The organism is uncultured Halomonas sp., from assembly GCF_947501415.1.
GTDB lineage: Bacteria > Pseudomonadota > Gammaproteobacteria > Pseudomonadales > Halomonadaceae > Halomonas.
The window spans coordinates 70608-87128 of sequence record NZ_CANMVL010000005.1 but is presented as its reverse complement, the minus strand read 5'-3'; the positions used below and the strand labels follow the sequence as shown (position 1 = coordinate 87128).

13 protein-coding genes are annotated in these 16521 nt (G+C 64.8%); 2 read left to right on the top strand and 11 right to left on the bottom strand.

Going from position 1 to position 16521, the window contains the following annotated elements:
* The first annotated feature begins 195 nt into the window (after positions 1-195).
* A complete protein-coding gene (locus Q0894_RS04095) occupies positions 196-822 on the top strand; it encodes a hypothetical protein (RefSeq protein WP_299231765.1) in 627 nt (208 codons plus the stop codon).
* 234 nt (positions 823-1056) lie between these two features.
* Here Q0894_RS04095 and ppc read toward each other — a convergent pair whose 3' ends face one another.
* The 5 genes from ppc to cysM are packed head-to-tail and all read right to left on the bottom strand — an operon-like array spanning position 1057 to position 9269.
* Positions 1057-3705 carry a phosphoenolpyruvate carboxylase gene (gene ppc, locus Q0894_RS04090; RefSeq protein WP_299231763.1) on the bottom strand — a complete coding sequence of 883 codons (2649 nt, stop codon included), beginning with the start codon at positions 3703-3705 and terminating at the stop codon, positions 1057-1059.
* The gene (mazG, locus tag Q0894_RS04085; RefSeq protein ID WP_299231761.1) at positions 3702-4625 is read right to left on the bottom strand and encodes a nucleoside triphosphate pyrophosphohydrolase; all 924 of its coding nucleotides are present in this window, start codon (positions 4623-4625) and stop codon (positions 3702-3704) included. Before mazG ends, ppc begins: the two co-directional genes overlap by 4 nt.
* Positions 4622-6904, bottom strand: coding sequence for a GTP diphosphokinase (relA, locus tag Q0894_RS04080; RefSeq protein WP_299231759.1), 2283 nt, complete (start codon positions 6902-6904; stop codon positions 4622-4624). Before relA ends, mazG begins: the two co-directional genes overlap by 4 nt.
* Positions 6897-8369 (bottom strand): TRAM domain-containing protein, encoded by a 1473-nt coding sequence (locus tag Q0894_RS04075; RefSeq protein WP_299231757.1) that lies wholly within the window; start codon positions 8367-8369, stop codon positions 6897-6899. The genes relA and Q0894_RS04075 overlap by 8 nt, the downstream gene beginning before the upstream one ends.
* A 3-nt stretch (positions 8370-8372) precedes the next feature.
* Positions 8373-9269, bottom strand: coding sequence for a cysteine synthase CysM (gene cysM, locus Q0894_RS04070; RefSeq protein WP_299231755.1), 897 nt, complete (start codon positions 9267-9269; stop codon positions 8373-8375).
* Between the two features lie 110 nt (positions 9270-9379).
* On the opposite strand from cysM, the gene Q0894_RS04065 reads away from it, so the two are divergent.
* A complete protein-coding gene (locus tag Q0894_RS04065) occupies positions 9380-12100 on the top strand; it encodes an ATP-binding protein (protein ID WP_299231753.1) in 2721 nt (906 codons plus the stop codon).
* Here Q0894_RS04065 and acpS read toward each other — a convergent pair.
* The 6 genes from acpS to lepB form a co-directional block, all read right to left on the bottom strand.
* Positions 12040-12417, bottom strand: coding sequence for a holo-ACP synthase (acpS, locus tag Q0894_RS04060; RefSeq protein WP_195687687.1), 378 nt, complete (start codon positions 12415-12417; stop codon positions 12040-12042). The two genes, Q0894_RS04065 and acpS, sit on opposite strands and share 61 nt — an antisense overlap.
* Before the next feature lie 3 nt (positions 12418-12420).
* Positions 12421-13218 carry a pyridoxine 5'-phosphate synthase gene (pdxJ, locus tag Q0894_RS04055; RefSeq protein ID WP_299231748.1) on the bottom strand — a complete coding sequence of 266 codons (798 nt, stop codon included), beginning with the start codon at positions 13216-13218 and terminating at the stop codon, positions 12421-12423.
* A gap of 150 nt (positions 13219-13368) precedes the next feature.
* Positions 13369-14070: a DNA repair protein RecO gene (gene recO / locus Q0894_RS04050; RefSeq protein WP_299231745.1), complete on the bottom strand. Its 702-nt coding sequence runs from the start codon at positions 14068-14070 to the stop codon at positions 13369-13371.
* Positions 14071-14076: 6 nt separating this feature from the next.
* Positions 14077-14976 carry a GTPase Era gene (gene era, locus Q0894_RS04045; protein ID WP_299231743.1) on the bottom strand — a complete coding sequence of 300 codons (900 nt, stop codon included), beginning with the start codon at positions 14974-14976 and terminating at the stop codon, positions 14077-14079.
* Positions 14973-15662, bottom strand: coding sequence for a ribonuclease III (gene rnc, locus Q0894_RS04040; RefSeq protein ID WP_299231741.1), 690 nt, complete (start codon positions 15660-15662; stop codon positions 14973-14975). Before rnc ends, era begins: the two co-directional genes overlap by 4 nt.
* Before the next feature lie 48 nt (positions 15663-15710).
* Positions 15711-16514: a signal peptidase I gene (lepB, locus tag Q0894_RS04035; protein ID WP_299231739.1), complete on the bottom strand. Its 804-nt coding sequence runs from the start codon at positions 16512-16514 to the stop codon at positions 15711-15713.
* Positions 16515-16521 lie beyond the last annotated feature (7 nt).

Genomic DNA, 16521 nt, shown 5'->3' with positions numbered 1-16521 from the left:
TGGGAGTGTCCCCGCTATCGCCGGACCAAATGCATTGCGCCAGCAGCCTCGACACTGCTTGGGAGTGTCCCCGCTATCGCCGGACCAAATGCCTGGCGAACCGGGGGTGGGCTTGCTAGCCTATATGAATATAATCGCTACTCGCCCTGCGGTCTGGATCGAGCGAATCAGGCCGCAGCGCAAGGACAGGGACCCATGTCATCCCGTCACACCTCATCCAGTCATACCATTGCCGCGCTACTGGCTGGTCTTGCCCTCGGTACATCCCTTGGTGCAGTCGGCGCCGAAAAAGGCTCTCTCGCCGAAGAGGTGGTCAGGCAAGCCGATCCCCATATCCCCGCCTACGCCAATCAGCCGGACAATCTTATGCGGCTGGAGAACGGAGTTATCATCGACGGTCATGACATCGAGAGTCCCGACGGCTACACTTCCGGCTTTCGACTGATTGCCGGCTTCAGTCCATTTCAGCTCCCCAAGCTGGATCTCGGTGCCGAATTCCGCTACCACCATAGCGACGAGATGCCGACCCGCCTCGAGAACCAGCAACTACTGGTCAATACCGTCAGCCTCGGCGGCAGCCTGGTGGCAGGAATACGCCTGGGAGATTTCGGGCTCTATGCCAAGTCAGGCCTGGTCGGCTGGGAGGGCGATGCCGTGATTCCACGCGGCGAGGGCGAGGAGACCGGCACCACCAGAGTTCGGGGTTTCGGCGCCCGCCTGCAGCTCCCGGGCTTTACCAGCCGCCTCGAGCTCGAGGAGTACGATGCGCCCGACATGGCGCATCTCAACCTGCTGACCGCCTCGATTCATATTCCCTTCTAGAGCTTGAAGAACGCCCGCTACGCGGGCATAAGCCTGAGGCTGGAAGAAAACCCAAATCATCTGAGTCCGGGTTTTTTCTGGTTCATCGCAAACTGGCGTGAATCAGTCCGGCAGTGAGTACCGGGAGGCTGGAGTTCATTGTGGCTGGCCAGCTTCACGCTGATGTGCGAAGAATCTTTTTCTTCCAGCTTCCAGCCGCGAAGCGGCGCTCTTCCAGCTCCCGACAAAGCCGGGTTACCCCGTATTTCGCAGCCCCGCGGCAATACCCGCCATGGTGACCATCAGCGCCCGCGACAGATCGGCGCTGATCGCCCCGTCGGCGTCGCGGTTACGCTGCAGAAGCTCCGCCTGCAGCCCATGTAGCGGGTCGATATAGGGATTGCGCACGGCTATCGCCTGGTGGATCAACGGCGTCTTCTCCAACAATTCCTGCTGTTCCAGCATCTCCAGCAGTACCTCATTTAGCCGCTCGAAACGCTGCCGCAGGCGCTGCCCCAGCGCCTTGAGACTCGGCTCGTCGACGAGGCGATGCTCGTAGTAGGCAGAGATGCCCACATCGGCCTTGGAAAGCAGCATTTCCAGCATATCCAGGTAGGTGCCGAAGAAGGGCCAGCGGTCACGCATCTCCTGAAGCACCTCACGCCCCCCCTCCTCTTTGAGGCGGGTGGCGAAGGCCTCGCCACTCCCCAGCCAGGCTGGCAGCATCAGGCGGACCTGGGTCCAGGCAAAGATCCAGGGAATCGCCCGCAGAGTCTCCACCCCACCATCCTGACGCCGCTTGGTAGGCCTCGAACCCAGGGGCAGGCGCCCGAGCGAACCCTCCGGTGTCACCGCACGGAAGTAGGGCACGAAATCGTCATCCTCTCGCACCACCCCCACGTAGGCCCCGTGGGCGATCTCGGCCAGGCGATCCATCTCATCGCGCCAGTGGGGTTCCGGGTCGGGTGGCGGCAGCAGCGTTGCCTCCAGCACCGCGCAGGCGTAGATCTCCATGGAGCGCAGGGCGATCTCCGGCTGACCGAACTTGAAGCGGATCATCTCGCCCTGCTCGGTCACCCTGAGGCTGCCATTCACCGAACCAGGCGGTTGAGAGAGAATCGCCGCATGGGCCGGGCCACCACCGCGCCCCACGGTCCCACCGCGTCCATGGAACAGCGTCAGGTCCACGGCGTGACGACGACACACCGTCACCAGGCTCTCCTGGGCACGGTACTGGGCCCAGGCGGCGGCCAGCTGACCGGCATCCTTGGCCGAATCCGAGTAGCCGATCATCACCTCCTGCCGGCCGCCGATCAGACGGCGATAGCCGGGCAGGGAGAGCAGGCGGTCGATCGCCTCGCCGGCATGATTGAGGTCGTTGAGGGTCTCGAACAGCGGCGCGATCGGCAACTTGACCTCGCCGCCCACCTCCTTCATCAGCAGTGCCACGGTCAACACGTCGGAGGGCTCTGCCGCCATGGAGATGACATAGGTCCCAAGCGCTTCGGCCGGCTCACTGGCGATGACCCGGAAGGTATCGATCACCTCCCGCGACTCCGTCGAGCACTCCCAGCGCCGCGGTATCAGCGGTCGGCGCGACTCGAGTTCCTCGAGCAGGAAGGCCTGGCGCTGCTCTTCGCTCCAGTCACGATAGTGCCCCAGGCCAAGCCCGGCGGTGAGCTCCTCCATCACCTGGGCGTGGCGACTCGCCTCCTGGCGAATGTCGAGCTGGGTCAGGGTGACACCAAACACCGCCACCCGCCGCAGGGTATCCAGCAGTGCACCATTGGCGATGGTGTCGAGGCCCACATCGCACAGTGAGCGGTAGCAGGCAAGCAACGGTGAATAGAGCTGGTCACGACTCTCGATGATCGCCCCCCCGTCGTAGGGCTTGCCATCGAGGCTCGCCTTGGCCCAGTCACGGGTGGCCTCGACTCGTGCCAGCAGCTGGCGAAGCAGCTCGCGGTAGGGCTCCGGTGCGTCGCCGACCTCGGCCTTGAGCGCGCTGTTGGCCTTCCACATGGAGAGCTCGGCCTTGAGCTGTTCCAGATCGCGCAGGTAAAGATCCGCAGCCATCCAGCGCCCCAGCAGCAGCACCTCGCGAGTCACCCGGGAGGTCACGTTGGGATTGCCGTCGCGATCGCCCCCCATCCAAGACGAGAAGCTGATCGGCGCGGCATCCAGAGGCAACCGCTCGCCGGCGGTATCCAGCAGCAGGTTGTCCAGGTCCCGATGAAAGTCCGGCACCGCTTGCCACAGCGAGTTTTCGATCACCGCGAAGCCCCACTTCGCCTCATCCACCGGCGACGGTCGTTCGTGGCGGATCTCGTCGGTATGCCAGGCCTGGCTGATCAGCTCCTCGAGACGCCCCTTGGCCCGGGCGCCACGCTCGGGATAATCCCCGGACGATTCGATGGCGGTCAAACAGTCGTCGATGGCATCGTACTTCTGGATCAGGGTGCGCCGAATGACCTCGGTGGGGTGGGCGGTCAACACCAGTTCGACACGCATGCCGGCCAGGCTCTCGACCAGCTTGCGTGGTGAGTGGCCTGCTTGGCGCGCCCGCTCCACCAGCTCGGAGAGCACCGGTTGCGTACCCGGCCGGTAATCCTCGACGCGACGAAAGCGGGCCCGATAGTGCTGTTCGGCGATATTGGCCAGGTTGAGAAACTGGTTGAAGGCGCGGGTCACCGGCAACAGGTCGCGGTCCGGCAAGCGACGCAGGTACTCGATTAGCTCACGCTGAGCCTGCTCGTCGCCCTGACGACCTCGCTTGGCGAAATCGCGAATGGCCTCGATCTTGTCGACGAAGTCGCCCCCCAGGTCATCGGCAATGGTGCGCCCCAGGCTGTCGCCAAGGATACGAACATTGTCACGCAGGGATTCGTGAAGATCATGGCTCATGACAGGGGGTCTCCGGATGAAGTGGCAGCATCGTTGTATTCGTTACGCTTGGCGGCCTGCCAGTGGCGCTCCATGGTCGCGAGGTCGGCATCGGCGGGGCTACTGCCCGTCGCCGCCAGGGCCGCCTCCACGTGACGAAAGCGGCGCTCGAACTTGTTGTTGGTGGCTCGCAGGCACTGCTCGGGGTCGGCCTTGAGGGTGCGGGCGAGGTTGGTCACGGCGAACAGCAGGTCACCCACCTCCTCGGCGGCATGCTCCCGACTCCCCTCGGCCAGCGCCTCCTCGACCTCGTCTAGCTCCTCGCGAATCTTGGCGATCACCCCGCGGGAGTCGGGCCAGTCGAACCCCACCCGGGCGGCACGCTTCGAGAGCTTGGCGGCTCGCGACAGTGCCGGCAGTGTACGCGGCACATCATCCAGAACCGAGGACGCAACGGAGTCGCTCCCCGAGGCATCGGGGGCCTCGTGGGCCTCACGCATCCGCTGTGCACGCTCCTCGGCCTTCAGGGCCTCCCAGCGGCGATTGATGCCTTCAAGTTCGGGGACCTGGCGTGCTTCGCTATCCGCGGCATCAACGTCGGGGGGGCGCCGTGAGGCCAGGCTGCCATCGGGGAAGACATGGGGGTGGCGACGCAGCATCTTGGCGGTCAGGGTATCCACGACCGTGTGGAAATCGAAACGCCCCTCCTCACTCGCGAACTGGGCGTAGTAGACCACCTGAAAGAGCAGATCACCCAGCTCACCGGGCAGCTCCTCCCAGGCGCGGCGCTCGATGGCATCGGCGACCTCGTAGGCTTCCTCCAGGGTGTGGGGCACGATGGTGTCCCAGTCCTGCCGGAGGTCCCATGGACACCCCTGGTCGGGGTCACGCAGCACCGCCATCAGGGTCAGCAGATCATCCAGACCATGGCGCTGGCTCATGTCTTCCTCTCCCTTCCCTTGCGCTTGCCGGGTTTGCCGCCGCTGCGCAGGCGTCTCACCTCGATAACGTTGGGCAGCTGCTGGATGCGGGAGAAGAGCCGCCCCAGCGACTCCAGACCATCCACTTCGACGGTAATGGTCAGCCGCGCGATGCCATCATCGGTATCGGTGAGGGTATTGACCGCCAGCACGTTGACCTTCTCGTTGCCCAGCACCCCGGTGACATCGCGCAGCAGGCCGGAGCGATCCCACGCCTGCACCTCGATATTGACCGGATACTGGGTTCGCGCCCGCTCGCCCCACTCCACCTCGATGATGCGCTGGGGCTCGTCCACACTCAACTGCAGAATATTGGGGCAGTCCTCGCGGTGCACCGTGACTCCACGCCCCTGGGTAATGAAGCCGACGATCGGCTCACCCGGCACCGGATGACAGCAGTTGGCCATGCTGGTCTTGAGGTTACCCACGCCCAGCACGGTGATATCGCTCTTCTCGCCCTTGCCCGTGGTGCGCCTGGGCTTGGCCAGCAGGCGGTCGAGCTGCTCCTGGTCATCGTTCTCACCGAACAGCTGCTGAGCCTGGTTCAACACCTGACCGATGCGCAGATCCCCCGCTCCCAGGGCAGCGTACATGTCATCGGGCGTTGCGTAGTTGACCTTGCGAGCCAGGGTGTCGAGAGCCATGTCCTCGAGGTCGAGGCGCTTCATCTCGCGCTCGAACAGGGCGCGCCCCTCCATGATGTTCTGATCACGGGCCTGGTATTTGAACCAGGCCTGGATCTTGGAACGTGCCCGGGAGGTGCGCACATAGGCCAGGCTGGGATTGAGCCAGTCGCGACTGGGCCCACCCTTGCTGGCGGTAAGGATCTCCACCTGCTGGCCGGTCTTCAGCGTATAGGTAAGCGGCACGATACGGCCATTGACCTTGGCCCCACGGCAGCGATGCCCCACCTCGGTGTGTACCCGATAGGCGAAGTCGATGGGGGTCGCGACACGAGGCAGGTCGATGATATGGCCATCCGGGGTGAAGACGTAGATGCGGTCCGGGGCCACGTCGCTGTTGAGGCCCTCGCTCAGGTCACCAAGATCACCGATCTCCTCCTGCCACTCGAGCACCTGCCGCAGCCAGGCGATCTTGTCCTCGTAGCTGGTACTCTTGGCCCGGGTGTCATGCCCCTTGTAGCGCCAGTGAGCACAGACCCCCAGCTCCGCCTCCTCATGCATGGCAAAGGTGCGAATCTGAATCTCCACGACCTTGTTCTCGGGGCCGAGGACCGCGGTGTGCAACGACTGGTAGCCATTCTGCTTGGGGTTGGCAATATAGTCGTCGAACTCGTTGGGTACGTGATGCCAGCGCGAGTGCACAAGCCCCAGCACGGTATAGCAGTCGGTGACTTCGGGCACCAGAATGCGCACCGCCCGGATATCATGGACCTGGGAGAAGTCGATGCTCTTGCGCTTCATCTTCCGCCAGATCGAGTAGATGTGCTTGGCCCGACCATCGACGTCGTAGCGGTGGATGCCCTGGGCATCCAGCAGACCGTTGAGGATAGCGACGATCTCGGTGATATAGCGATCGCGATCCAGGCGCTTTTCGGCCAGCTGCCGTGCGATGGCCTTGTAGTCATCCTCATGGAGATAGCGGAAGGAGAGATCCTCGAGCTCCCACTTGAGGTGACCGATCCCCAGCCGATGCGCCAGGGGGGCATAGATATCGAACACCTCACGGGCCACGCGTTGCTGCTTCTCTCGGGGCGCTTCCCTGACCTGGCGCAGCGCACAGGTTCGCTCGGCGATCTTGATCAGTGCCACACGAACATCGTCGATCATGTTGACCAGCATCTTGCGCAGATTGTCCTGCTGGTCATGCTGACCCATGTCGCGGCTGGGCAACTGGGTCGCACTGATCGCCGCCATCTGCAGCACGCCATCGATCAGTCCGGCCACCTCCTTGCCAAACTGCTTGCCGACGGCCTCGAGGCCGACCAGTCCCTCGCGCACCGCGCGATAGAGTACCGCGGCAACCAGCGCCACCTGGTCGAGCTTGAGCTCACCCAGGATATCGGCCATCTCCAGGCCCATGCGAAAACTGGACCCTTCCGCCATCCAGGCCCGATGGGGGCGCTCCGACTCACCCTCCAGCCGCTCGGCGAGCCGACAGGCCTCGATCATCTCGGCCGGGTCGCGCAGCCTCACATCCTCCTGCAGACGCTCCACCCAGCGTTCGATATCCACCTTTCCCGTCGCGGTGAGAGGCTGGTCCTCACGTACTTTAACCATCGGCCAAGGCTCCTTGCCGCCGTTCTTCCATTCCTGAATGTTCAAACAGCAGCATCGATTCCAGGTGCGAGGTGTGCACGAACATATCGGCCACGGCGATGCGCGTGACCCGATAACCTCCCCGCACCAGATGTGCGGCATCCCGAGCCAGGGTCGCCGGGTCGCATGCGACATAAAGCACGCGTGGCACCGGCGCCGCCGCCAGGGCCCAGGCGGCACCTTCGGCCCCCTCGCGTGGCGGATCGAGCACCACCACCTCGGGGCCGATCTCCTTCAAGAGCGCTGCCACTGTCCCCTGACTCGCCAGATTGGCCTGGCGAGCCGACAGCTGCAGCTCCCCACCGTTGGCACAGGCATTGGCACGCGCGTTGGCACCCAGGCGCTCGACCATCGACGGACTCCCCTCCACCGCGACCACCCGTGCCCCGGCGGAGGCCAGCGGCAGGCTGAAATTGCCGACACCGGCAAACAGGTCAAGAACCACGCTCCCGGCAAGATCATCGAGCCAGCCGAGTGCCGTCGCAACCATCTGTCGATTGACCTCCTCATTGGCCTGAAGGAAGTCACTGGGAGCGATGCCCAGCTCGAGGTCCTGTTGGACCCCGGGCACTCGGTAGCTCAGCCGCGGGGGAGGCGTCAGCCACTCCAGGGCGGGGGTATCTCGCCCTGCCAGCCAGCCCAGGTGGATCCCATGTTCACGGGCGAAGGTACGCCAGGCCTCGCGATCGACGGCGTGCTCCTTGAGCTGGCGGATCACCAGGGTGCAGCCCTGGTCACTGGCCAGCAGCTCCAGGTGACCCACCTGGCGTGGCGCCTGCAGCGCCATCAATTGACGGTGCAGGGGGGCCAGCAGGGCATCGAGCTCAGGCATCAGGATGGTGCAGTGCGCGATATCCACCAGACGATGGCTATGGCGTGCGCGGAACCCGAGGTGCAGACGCCCCTCGGCATCCAGTTTCACGCCCAGCCGAGCACGGCGCCGATAGCCCTGACTGGCACCGGCCAGCAACTCTGGTTCCCCGGCGAACTCGACTCCCTGACGCGACAGCAGATCGACGAGGACCGCCTGCTTGTGGCGACGCTGGGCGGGCACTGACAGATGCTGAAGGTCACAACCGCCACAGCGCTGGTAATAGTCGCAGGGCGGCTTGACGCGCTCCGGCGACGCCTCGAGCACCTCACGCACATGGGCTTCATCGAAACGCTTGCGGGTCAGATGGACCGCCACCTCGACTCGCTCTCCGGGCAGCGCGCCGTCGACGAACAGCGTCTTGCCGTCGGCGTGATGGGTGACACCACGGCCATCATGGGCCAGGCGCTCGATCTTCAGGCCCTGCGCCTCGCCCTCACTCGAGGGCGCCCCCCCCCTGACACTCGAGTATGGCGGCGAGTGTGGCTGTCGGCCCTGCAGGCCGGAAACACCCGACCGCTCGCGACGCGGTCGCCGCTTGCCCAGCATCGCCATGACTCATCCCTCCGGGGCGTAGAGACCGGTGGAAAGGTAACGGTCGCCACGGTCGCAGACGATAAACACGATCACCGCATTTTCGACCTGCTCGGCGACTCGCAGGGCGCCGGCCAGGGCCCCACCGGAGCTGACGCCGGCCAGGATGCCCTCCTCCCGAGCCAGGCGTCGCATATGCTCTTCGGCCTCGTGCTGGCCGATATCGAGCACCCGATCGACGCGACTGGCATCGAAGATGCTTGGCAGATACGCCTCGGGCCAGCGGCGAATTCCGGCTATACTGGCGCCGTCCTCGGGCTGCAGGCCGATGATCTCGACGTCGGGGTTGCGCTCCTTGAGGGCCTGGGAAACCCCCATGATGGTACCGGTGGTGCCCATCGAGCTGATGAAGTGGGTCACGCTGCCGGCGGTCTGCTCCCAGATCTCAGGGCCGGTGCCACGGTAGTGGGAGAGCGGATTGTCGGGGTTGGCAAACTGATCCAGCCGCTTGCCCTCACCACGCGCGAGCATGACCTCTGCCAGGTCACGGGCCTCCTCCATGCCGCCCTCCTGGCTCACGGTGATCAGCCTGGCACCGTAGGCCGCCATGCACTGCTTGCGCTCCTCCGAGGCGTTATCGGGCATGATCAGCACCATGCGATAGCCCTTGATGGCCGCCGCCATGGCGAGGGCGATGCCGGTGTTCCCCGACGTCGCCTCGATCAGGGTGTCGCCCGGGGCGATCTCGCCGCGTGCCTCGGCCTGCTCCAGCATGGCCAGGGCAGGCCGGTCCTTAACCGAACCCGCAGGGTTGTTACCCTCGAGTTTGGCCAGCAGCACATTGTTGCGACCGGCCCCGATGCGCTTGAGGCGCACCAGCGGCGTCTGGCCGACAACGTCCTCGATGGTCGGAAAGTGCATGCAAGCTTCCTTCTCCAAAGGTATTTTCACCATTATATCCGTGTGGCTCCGGGGTGGACAGGCACTCCACTCGGCCATGAACCTCATCTCACTCTTCGCCGGAAACCTCCATGCCTCTGAAGCTGCGACTGCTGCTGACCACACTGGTTCTCCCCTTGCTGCTGATGCTCGCCGTGGCGGTCATCATCCTGTCCCTGCACCGTGATGATCATGACGCGGAGCTGGAGGCGGAACTGAACCAGGCCACGGCACTGGTCGAGCCTAGCCTGCTGGCCGCGTTGCACGCAGAGGATCTGCCGACTCTGAGGACACATACCGCCAACCTGCTTGGCCTGCGGGAGGTCACGGCCGCCGCCATCATCGACGCCAGCGGCATGCCACTGGTGGAGGTCGGCCGCCTGACCCAGGGAGCTCCCCGGGTACACACCAGCGGCATCGTACGCCAGAACAACGGCCACTGGCGCATGACCCACCCCCTTTCAGACGACAACGCCACACGCCTGGTGATGGATGTCGATGCCTCCGGGCTGCTGCTGGGCCACTACCGACAGCTGGGTGCCAGTGGTCTGCTGCTTGTCCTTGGCGCCGCCATCCTGGGGCTTGCCACCGCCAGCACCTATCGGCGCCTGCAGCACCCCCTGGGGCAGATCGATGCCACGCTGTCGCAACTGGCCCGAGAGGAGAGCACCCAGCCCCTGCCCCCTTCTCCCCCCGAGCTGCCCCCGTTGGATACCCATATCAATGTGCTGGCCTCGCGCCTGCAGGAGTCACGCGAAGAGATGCAGCGCCAGATCGCTCAGGCCACCATGGAGCTGGAGGAGTCGATGGAGACCGTCGAGATCCAGAACATGCAGCTCGACATGGCACACCGACGCGCCGTGGAAGCCAACCGGGTGAAATCGGAGTTCCTCGCCAACATGAGCCACGAGATCCGCACGCCCCTCAACGGTATCATCGGCTTCTGTCGTCTGCTGGGGCGCTCGCCCCTGGATAACCGTCAACGGGAGTGGCTGGAACATGTCGACCGGGCCTGTGACAACCTGCTGATGCTGGTCAACGATATTCTGGACTACTCCAGGCTCGAGGCCGGCAGGCTGGAGCTCGAGCGAATGCCGGTGGAGATGGTGGAACTGGTCGACGAGGTCCTGGCACTACAGGCTCCCACGGCCCAGCAGAAGGGGCTGGAACTGCTCGGCATGGTCTATGATGACGTGCCATCGCTGCTGCAGGGCGACCCGATGCGCATTCGCCAGGTGCTGACCAACCTGGTCAGCAATGCGGTGAAATTTACCGAGCATGGCGACGTTCTGGTCCGGGTCATGATGGAAGAGAGCGAGGCGGACCGCGTCACCCTGCGCATCAGCGTGACTGACACCGGTATCGGGCTATCGAATGAGCACAGGCAGCGCCTCTTCGATGCCTTCCATCAGACCTCCCCGAGCCACTGCCGGGAGTTCGGGGGCAGTGGGCTTGGCCTCTTCATCTGCCGCCAGCTGGTGGAGCAGATGGGAGGCAAGATCGAAGTCCAGAGCGAGCCGGGCCACGGCAGCACCTTCTCGTTTACGCTGCCACTGGCCGGCGAGCCCGAGTCGCAACGACCACCCGAGCTGCACATGAAGGGCGAGATCATCCTGACGGAGGAGCCTCACACCCCCAGCCGGCACGCCCTGCTGCACCTGCTGCGCCGCTGGGGGGCCACGCCGCTGCCGGCCGACACCGCCTCGCCGCCTCCCCCGAGCCTGCTGATCGTCAGCCTGGGTGCACCGCCCTACGCTCCCGAGCTTCTTCACCACTGGCAAGAACGGATCGTCGAGCTGCAGTGCCCCGCGCTCGTGCTGTGCACGGCCAGCCCCCTCGAGCTGCCCGACCTCATGCTGCCCGCCGGGGGCGAGATGCTGGCCAAGCCGCTAGCCCGGCGCACATTCGCCGATGCCATCGAACGCATCCTGGCAAGCGGTCAGCACGTCGTAGCGGCCGCCACCGAACGCTCGGCGGACACGCCCGACACCGGCCTGCGGCTACTCGCCGTCGACGACAACGACTCCAACCGCCGCCTGTTGAGCGAGCTGCTGACCGGCCCCGGCGTGGAGGTCACGCTGGCCAGCAGTGGCGAACAGGCCGTTTCGCTGGGCCGTGAGCAACACTTCGACCTGGTGCTGATGGATATCCGCATGCCGGGCATGGATGGCCTCGAGGCGACCCGAGCGCTGCGCCGCCTGAACCAGAGGTGGCGACGCACCCCGATTGTCGCCGTGACGGCCCACGCCCTGGAGGATGAACGCCGTCGGCTGCTGGCCAGTGGCCTGGATGATGTGCTGATCAAGCCGCTGGGAGGCAAGGACCTGGCAGCCCTGTTGAGTCGCCACCTGGGGAGTGCTCCCGACCACCTCATGACAACCGACACTTCACCGGCGGACGTCCGGTCATCGGAGCTGGCCGCGGTGGATCTCTCTCTAGGCGCGCGACTGGCCGGTGGACGGGAGCAGCTGGCGCACCAGCTGCTCGTCCAGCTCGCCGACTCTCTCGACGCGAGCGAGAAGGCGATATACCAGGCCTATGAGGATCGGGACGATGAGACGTTACTGGACGCCATACACGCCCTCAACGGTGCCTGTCGTTACTGCGGTGCACCACGCCTGGGGCTGCTCGCGGAGACCATGGAAACGCGCCTGCGCAGCCGCGGACGCATGGCCATGGCCCCGCTGATGGGGGACCTGACCGACGCCATGGAGGAGCTGCGCCAGTGGCGCAAGGCGCAGCTCGACGAGGCTCAATCCTCCAGCACCACGAAGGCGACCGCGAACTCCTCCTCATCGGACAGGGTCAGATGAGTGGCCCGCACACCGGCGCTGCGCGCCAGCTCATGGGCCTTGCCGGCCAGCAGCAACGAGGGCCGACCGAGGCTATCATTGACCACCTGGATCTCGGTCCAGCGCATGCCGTGACGCAGCCCGGTGCCCAGCGCCTTGACGAAAGCCTCCTTGGCAGCAAAGCGCTTGGCCAGGAAGGCTGCGGGCCTTGGGTGTCCCTGGACACGCTCGCGCTCCACCTCTCCCAGCAGGCGACGGGTAAAGCGCTCGCCCCTGCGTGACAGCGCCGCCTCGAAACGCGCCACCCGGGCGATATCGGTGCCGATCCCCAGAATCATGACTCAGTGCACGTGATCATCGTGGTCATGGTCATGGTCGTGCTCCTCGAGGGCGGCGACGAAGCCTGCCTCCTGGCCGGCGATCGCCAGACGCTTCATCTCGGCAACCGCCTCCTTGAGGCCCACGAACAGTGCCCGGGCGATGATGGCATGACCGATATTGAGCTCATGGATCCCCGGAATGGCGGCCACCGCCTCGACGTTATGGTAGTGCAGGCCATGACCGGCATTGACGACCAGCCCCAGCTCGAGGGCCATTTCGGCGGCCGCGGCGAGTCGCGCATGCTCACGGACGGCCTCGTCTCCCGAGGCCTCGGCATAACCACCGGTGTGCAGCTCGATGACCGGCGCGCCGGCCCTGGCGGCGGCAGCGATCTGCTCCGGCTCGGGGTCGACGAACAGCGAGACCTCACAGCCCGCCGCGGCCAGGCGTCGACAGGCGTTGCGAATCGTCTCGAAACCACCGACCACATCGAGCCCTCCCTCGGTGGTAAGCTCTTCGCGCTTTTCCGGCACCAGGCAGACATGGGCCGGGCGCACCTCCTCGGCCAGGGCCATCATCTCCTCGGTCACCGCGATCTCGAGGTTCATGCGGGTGTTCAGCACGTCCGCCAGCAGGCGAACATCACGCTCCTGGATATGCCGGCGATCCTCACGAAGGTGGATGGTGATGCCATCGGCACCGGCCTCTTCGGCGAGCAGCGCTGCCTGGAGCGGGTCCGGGTAGCGAGTGCCTCGAGCCTCGCGCAGGGTGGCGATATGGTCGATATTGACGCCAAGCAGGATACGCGGGGGATGCATAACAGAGTCTCCTTGAAATGAGCCGTAAGCCAGTATGTCGACGCCAAGCCTTGCGGCAAGTGGGTTGCTTGAAACTTATAGCTTCTAGCTTCTAGCTTCTAGCTTCTTAAAGCTTATAGCTTACAGCTCCGACGAAGCCGGGCCCAGCTTCTAGCGAAGCCCGGCACGCCGGGTCTCGGCAAGCTCGCGCATCAGCTCCCGGGAGCGCAGCGGGCGGCTGCCCAGCAGTGGCGCCAAGGCGGCGCGAGCCACCGCCTTCGCGGGGCCGGCGAGTCCCGGCGCACTCCACTCACCGGCGGCGAGCAGGCGCAGGGTACGACCATCGATCCCCGGCTGGCCGAGGCGGAAGGCGCGGCTGGCAGCGTCGTAGACATAGCGAGCCTGGGGGTCGAGCTCGCCACCCTCGGTCGCAACGAAGCGCGGGGCGGCATCCAGCGACTCGAGCAGGGTAAACTCCAGGCGTCGAAGGGCGCCGGCGCGTGAGCCGGGCCTGGGAAGGGCCTCGAGCAGCGAGGTATAGAAGGCAAACACCTCCGCTACCGGAAACTCCACCGGGAGGGTGCGTGTCAGCAGTTCGTTGGCATAGAGCCCGCACAGCAATCCTTCGCCCGCCAGCAGCGCCACCCCACCACGACTCTCCATCAGCCTCAGGCGCTTGAGCTCGCCTTCGCCGACCCAGGTCACATGCAGCGGGGCGAAGGGCTGCAGCCTGCCGCGAGACCGAGACCCGGGCCGCTGCACGCCCTGAGCGACGGCCCGCACCCGACCGTGGCGGAGTGTCAACAGCTCCACCAGCGCACTGGTCTCGCGATAGGGGCGCTTGTGCAGCAGGAAAGCCGGCTCGGGGGTCATGTCACCTCAATCGAGGTCGTAACCCAGGCTCTTGAGCGCTCGCTCGTCATCGGACCAGCCGCGCTTGACCTTGACCCATAGATTCAGCATCACCTTGGCCCCCAGGGCACGCTCCATATCGAGACGCGCCTCGCGGCCGATGCTCTTGATGCGTTCGCCATTCTCGCCGATCAGGATCTTCTTCTGGCCCTGGCGCTCCACCAGGATCAGGGCGCTGATATGCACCACCCTGCCCTCGTCACGGAACTCCTCGATCTCCACGGTCATCTGGTAGGGCAGCTCATCGCCAAGCTGGCGCATGACCTTTTCGCGTACCAGCTCGGCCGCCAGGAATCGCTGGCTCTTGTCGGTGATCTGATCCTCGGGGAAGAAGTGCACACTCTCCGGCAGGTGCTTGGCCACTTCGACCTCGAGCTCAGGAACATTGGTGCCGTGCTTGGCGGAGATCGGCACGATGGCGGCAAAGTCCCTGCGCGCGCCGACCGACTCGAGCCAGGGCAGGAGCTCGGACTTGTCCTGCAGGCGATCGACCTTGTTGACGGCCAGAATCACCGGCGCGTTGACATGCTCGAGGCGCTGCAGAACGATCTGATCCTCATCGCTCCAGCGAGTGCGGTCGATGATGAACACCACACAGTCGACATCGCGCAGCGCCTGCACGGCCGCCTGATTCATGAAGCGGTTGATCGCCTTGTTGCGATCCTTGGCCATGATATGGATGCCGGGCGTGTCGACATAGATGAACTGGGTCTCCTCCTCGGTCTTGATGCCCATCACCTGATGACGGGTCGTCTGGGGCCGCCGCGAGGTGATCGACACCTTCTGGCCGAGAATACGGTTCATCAGCGTGGACTTGCCGACGTTGGGGCGGCCGACGATGGCCACGAAACCACACGTCTGGGTCATGACCGGACTCCTCTTGGCTCAAGCTGTTTCAGGGCCACCTCGGCGGCTTGCTGCTCGGCATGACGGCGGCTGGAGCCAATGCCGGTGGTATGATCCTGCAGCAGTTCCACATGACACTCCACGGTAAAGGTCTGGGCATGGGCCTCGCCCTCTACGCTGACCACCTCGTAGCGGGGCAGGGGCTCCTGACGCGACTGCAGGAACTCCTGCAGGCGTGTCTTGGGGTCCTTCTGGGTATGCTGCAGACTGGTGTCTTCCAGGCGTTCCGCATACCAGGAGAGAATCCGGGCGCGCACGGCTTCCATGCCGGCATCGAGATAGATGGCACCGATCACCGCCTCGACCGCATCGGCGAGGATGGAGTCACGACGATGCCCACCGCTCTTCATCTCTCCGGACCCGAGCCGCAGGTGCTCTCCGAATTCCATCTCGCGAGCCAGCTCCGCCAGGGTCTGGCCCTTGACCAGACGCGCTCGCAGACGGGAGAGCTGCCCCTCTCGCGCCTCGGGGAAGCGACGGAACAGGGCCTCGGCGATGACGAAATTGACGATGGAGTCACCCAGAAACTCGAGGCGCTCGTTGTTCTGGCCACCATAGCTGCGGTGGGTCATGGCAAGCTCGAGCAGCGTGTCGTCGCCGAAGTCGTGGCCGAGACGTCGGCTGAAGGCGTTGAGGGTTTGGCTCACGAAAATCCTGTTATCTGATTCTGTCGTCTTGAAAGTACAACGAGACACTTAATGAATGAGTCGCATGCTGGTGAAGCTCGGCAGGCCGCCATCCCAATGCATCCATACGGCAAAGGCACGTCCCACCACGTTGTCTGCCGGCACAAACCCCCAGTAGCGGCTATCGTTGGAGTGGTCACGATTATCACCCATGGTGAAGTAATGCCCCTCCGGCACGACCAGCTCACGCATCTGGGGACCGAGGTCTCGCGGATTATTGTAGATGCGGTGCTCCACTTCGCCCAGCTGCTCGGCATACATCAACTCTCCCGGCGCCTCGGCCGGCCCTTCGGCCAGCAGCGACTTGAGCACCGGCTCTCCGTTGACATAAAGCTGCTTGCCCTCGTAACGGATGCGATCACCGGGAAGACCAACCACGCGCTTGATGAAGTTGACCGAAGGCTCGCTGGGGAAGCGAAACACCATGACATCACCGCGCTCGGGTTCACCCAGATCGACGATCTCGGTATGCACCACCGGCAGGCGGAGCCCATAGGCGAACTTGTTGACCAGGATGAAGTCACCGATCTCCAGTGTCGGGCGCATGGAGCCTGACGGGATCTGGAACGGCTCCACCACGAAGCTCCTCAGCACCAGCACCACCAGCAGCACCGGAAAGAAGGAGCGAGCGTAGTCCACCGGCCACGGCTCCTTCAGTACCTGTTCGCGGGCATTGGACGGCAGGCCTTCGGTGGTTCCGGCCTCGGCGGCTTGCAGTGACTGGCGACGCGCCGGACGCCACCAGAGATAGTTGAGCAGGGTTATCACGCCGGTGACGGCAACGGCAATCACCAGCAGCAGTGAGAAGTCCATGGCGGTT

Bases quoted from the DNA above. Each gene is read 5' to 3' on its own strand.
- era (WP_299231743.1), bottom strand. From the start codon at position 14,976: ATGACCCAGACGTGTGGTTTCGTGGCCATCGTCGGCCGCCCCAACGTC.
- recO (WP_299231745.1), bottom strand. From the start codon at position 14,070: ATGACCCCCGAGCCGGCTTTCCTGCTGCACAAGCGCCCCTATCGCGAG.
- relA (WP_299231759.1), bottom strand. From the start codon at position 6,904: ATGGTTAAAGTACGTGAGGACCAGCCTCTCACCGCGACGGGAAAGGTG.
- Q0894_RS04075 (WP_299231757.1), bottom strand. From the start codon at position 8,369: ATGGCGATGCTGGGCAAGCGGCGACCGCGTCGCGAGCGGTCGGGTGTT.
- cysM (WP_299231755.1), bottom strand. From the start codon at position 9,269: ATGCACTTTCCGACCATCGAGGACGTTGTCGGCCAGACGCCGCTGGTG.
- pdxJ (WP_299231748.1), bottom strand. From the start codon at position 13,218: ATGCATCCCCCGCGTATCCTGCTTGGCGTCAATATCGACCATATCGCC.
- ppc (WP_299231763.1), bottom strand. From the start codon at position 3,705: ATGAGCCATGATCTTCACGAATCCCTGCGTGACAATGTTCGTATCCTT.
- Q0894_RS04095 (WP_299231765.1), top strand. From the start codon at position 196: ATGTCATCCCGTCACACCTCATCCAGTCATACCATTGCCGCGCTACTG.
- mazG (WP_299231761.1), bottom strand. From the start codon at position 4,625: ATGAGCCAGCGCCATGGTCTGGATGATCTGCTGACCCTGATGGCGGTG.
- lepB (WP_299231739.1), bottom strand. From the start codon at position 16,514: ATGGACTTCTCACTGCTGCTGGTGATTGCCGTTGCCGTCACCGGCGTG.
- Q0894_RS04065 (WP_299231753.1), top strand. From the start codon at position 9,380: ATGCCTCTGAAGCTGCGACTGCTGCTGACCACACTGGTTCTCCCCTTG.
- acpS (WP_195687687.1), bottom strand. From the start codon at position 12,417: ATGATTCTGGGGATCGGCACCGATATCGCCCGGGTGGCGCGTTTCGAG.